Origin of the sequence: Alteromonas sp. MmMcT2-5, assembly GCF_022348315.1 — a bacterium.
Taxonomy (GTDB): domain Bacteria; phylum Pseudomonadota; class Gammaproteobacteria; order Enterobacterales; family Alteromonadaceae; genus Alteromonas; species Alteromonas macleodii.
In genome coordinates this window covers 1-2,601 of the sequence record NZ_JAKRFB010000113.1, presented here as the reverse complement: position 1 = coordinate 2,601, position 2,601 = coordinate 1, and the positions used below count along the sequence as shown (strand labels likewise).

General features: G+C 51.1%; 2 protein-coding genes. Both read left to right on the top strand.

All coding sequences use genetic code 11. The features are described 5' to 3' along the window. Positions 1-229: 229 nt before the first annotated feature. Positions 230-1,753: an IS21 family transposase gene (gene istA / locus MHN09_RS21050; RefSeq protein WP_187448020.1), complete on the top strand. Its 1,524-nt coding sequence runs from the start codon at positions 230-232 to the stop codon at positions 1,751-1,753. Between the two features lie 11 nt (positions 1,754-1,764). Further along, positions 1,765-2,508, top strand: a complete 744-nt coding sequence (gene istB / locus MHN09_RS21045) for an IS21-like element helper ATPase IstB (RefSeq protein ID WP_187448019.1) — start codon at positions 1,765-1,767, stop codon at positions 2,506-2,508. Positions 2,509-2,601: the final 93 nt, after the last annotated feature.

Genomic DNA, 2,601 nt, shown 5'->3' with positions numbered 1-2,601 from the left:
TGCATATTCCGGCCGGATCTGAACAGCGATTCCGGAAATACTTGAACACTCATTCTGGAATTATTTGAACACTGATTCCGGATTTATTTAGTACAGTTTTGGGCTGATTTCCGGAATCGGTGTTCAAGTACGCCGGAATCTTTTCAACGCATTGAAATCACTATTAATTTGATAACTTAACCACTGACTTTTAGTTGGCGAGTGAGGGTTAGGTTTGAAAAGGATTACAATGCGTAAAATCAGAGAGGTTTTAAGGCTGCATTTCTCGGCAGGATTGAGTATCCGCGAGATCCACCGCAGCACCAAAGTCAGTGTTGGCAGCATCCAAACACTGCTCAACAAAGCCAAGGGGATGAACTTGTCCTGGCCGCTGCCGGATGAACTGGATGATGCCCAGTTAGCCCGGCGCTTTTACCCGCAAGCCGATACCCGCCATGCCAAACGATTCCAGGAGCCGGATTGGGCAGACTTGCGCAAACAATTAAGCCGAAAGGGCGTAACCAAACTACTGTTGTGGGAAGAATACACCCAGCAATACCCCAACCGCTGTTACAGTTACTCTCAGTTCTGCGACCGTTACCTGCAGTGGTTGAATAAGCAACGCCGCTCCATGCGTCAGCATCACCGGGCAGGCGACGTGTTGTTCGTGGATTATGCAGGGCAAACTATGCCTGTCGTGAACCCGCAAACGGGTGAAATCCGGTATGCACAAATATTCGTTACAGCTATGGGCGCGAGCAGTTATTACTACTCAGAGGCGACCTGGACTCAGGGCTTGCAAGACTGGCTCGGCAGCCATGTACGGGCCTTCGAGTATCTTGGTGGCGTACCCACCATGGTGGTGCCGGATAACTTAAAAAGTGCAGTGACTAAAGCCTGCAAGAGCGACCCGGATATCAATCCGGCCTATCAGCAACTGGCAGCTCATTATGATACGGCGATTGTGCCCGCCAGACCGTATAAACCCAAAGATAAAGCCAAGGCCGAAGTGGGTGTGCAAATCATAGAGCGATGGATATTAGCCCGGCTTCGCCATCACACCTTCTTCTCACTACATGAGCTGAACCAGTGTATCCGCGCCTTGCTGACAGAGGTGAACAATAAACCGTTCAAACAAATGACAGGCACGCGTCAGCAGTGGTTCGATGAACTGGATAAGCCTGCCTTAAAACCACTGCCGCGCCATGCCTATGAATATACCGACATCCGCAATACTAAGGTGAACATCGATTACCATGTGCAGTATGAGAATCACCTGTACTCGGTGCCACATCAACTGGTGAGTGAAAAAGTGGAGCTTCACGCCAAGCCACGCCTGGTGGAAATCTACTTCCAGGGCAAACGTGTGGCCAGCCATCCCCGCAATGACCGTTACGGCTTTACCACCACGCCGCAACACATGCCTGCGCAGCATCAGCACTACCACAAAGTAAGCGAAGGCAGCCTGATGAACTGGGCGAAAGACATCGGTGATGACGTGCTTCTCTGGGTAAAAGCACAGCTGAAACGTAAACCACATCCCCAACAGGCGTTCCGTGTCTGCCTGGGTGCCTTGCGATTAGCCAGTCAGTATCCGCCGCAGCGGCTCAATATCGCCTGCAAGCTGGCTAACCAGCATCAGCTCTATCGCTTACAGCAACTCAAAGACATCTTAAACAGCAATCAGGACAAGCTCATCAGTGAATCCAGCCAGGACACCCTGACACTCCCTCAACACCACGAAAATATCCGTGGACCACAAAGCTTCCATTAAGGAGAAAATCCATGCTAACCACCACACTGTCACAACTGCACCAACTTAATCTCAGCGGCATGGCAAAAGCACTGAGCCAGCAACTCGAACAACCGGGTCAATATCAGGACTTATGCTTCGCCGAACGCCTGCAACTGCTGACCGACCAGGAAATCCATGAACGGGACAACCGTAAGCAACAGCGCCTGCTTAAACAGGCGCAACTGAAACTCGCGGCCAACGCCCATGACATCGACTATCAGCATCCGCGCGGACTGCAAAAAAGTGTGATGACAGGATTACTGCAATGCGACTGGCTACAACGGCAACAAAACCTGTTACTCACCGGGCCGTGCGGCACCGGGAAAACCTATATCGCCTGCGCACTCGCTAACACCGCCTGCCTGAAAGGCTACACGGTGAAATACTACCGGGTGAGTCGACTGCTCATGGAACTCACCCAGGCCAAAGCCGATGGCACATACAGCAAAAAACTAAAGAGCCTTGCCAAACTCAATCTGCTCATCCTGGATGACTGGGGCCTTGAACCGTTAAAGGCGGCTCAGCGCAACGACCTGATGGAAATCATGGATGACCGCCACGGCAGCAGCTCAACCATCCTCATCAGCCAGTTACCCACAGATCAATGGTATCAATCCATCGGTGATAACACGCTGGCTGATGCCATCCTCGACCGCCTGATGCACAACGCTCACCGGATAAAACTGAAAGGAGAATCAATGAGAAAAACACTGGCATCCATTGACGCCACTTGAACACTTAAGGTAAAAATCGACTAGCCAACGATGCGTTGATCTGAGGTGTTCAAATAAAACCGGAATGGGTGTTCAAGTAAATCGGAATACGCA